Annotated in this window: 1 protein-coding gene; it reads left to right on the top strand. The window is 43.5% G+C overall.

Annotation, left to right across the window (positions count from 1 at the left end):
• Window positions 1–435: 435 nt before the first annotated feature.
• A partial coding sequence (locus tag ABRS97_RS28085) for a hypothetical protein (protein ID WP_367819462.1) occupies window positions 436–713 on the top strand: 278 nt, incomplete at its 3' end.

The raw sequence follows: 713 nt of genomic DNA, 5'->3' as shown, positions 1-713 counted from the left end.
GCGACTGGTCAACATCGTGTATGGGATACTCAAAAGTAAAACTGTGTATCGCCTGCCGGAACCTTTGCAACGAGCAGAGAACTAGTAGGGAATGACTGGAAATGATTGAGTTGAGCCGTCTTTAAAAAAAGTTGTGGACGAAGCTCAAGCGAAGGCGCGGGAGAAATCTTGGTTTTGATGGTTTGGAGCTTTCCTGTAACTGGCGGGTTAGATGGAAAGTTCCGCTTGAAAACCAAGTGTGCTACTGGAAAATTGAAAAGAGTACCAAAACTTCTAAAAAAGTGCTATTTTAGGGTTAGTTCGATGTTGTCTTTAGGTCTGAGCTTTATAGCATAAGATAGCTATGAGGGACAGATTGATAATCCTCTTTCGTTGAACCTTTACACCTACGTTCAGAACAATCCGTTGACTCACTGGGATCCATCTGGGAAGTGCATGGAGGATAGTGTTTGTGCTGACGGAGAGACCCGTAGTAAAATTCCAGGTCGAGAGTACGATGAATACTTAACAGGCAACGCATATGAGAAAGTAAATGGCCTAAATGGACTTAAGGATCAGGTCTCGCTTGGTAATCAAGAAGTGGCTCTTAAGGCTGCTAAGCAGATTGAAGAAATTCGTTCCAGTGCATGCAGTTATGCCGCTTGTACTGAAGGTGATAGTGCAAGGTTTGTATATGACGAGAATGGTGAATTTGTCGGGGTAAAAACCACGCT

The organism is Paenibacillus tabacirhizosphaerae (assembly GCF_040812395.1).
GTDB lineage: Bacteria > Bacillota > Bacilli > Paenibacillales > NBRC-103111 > Paenibacillus_E.
Note: the sequence above shows the minus strand (reverse complement) of the source record. Positions and strands in the feature narration are given on the sequence as shown.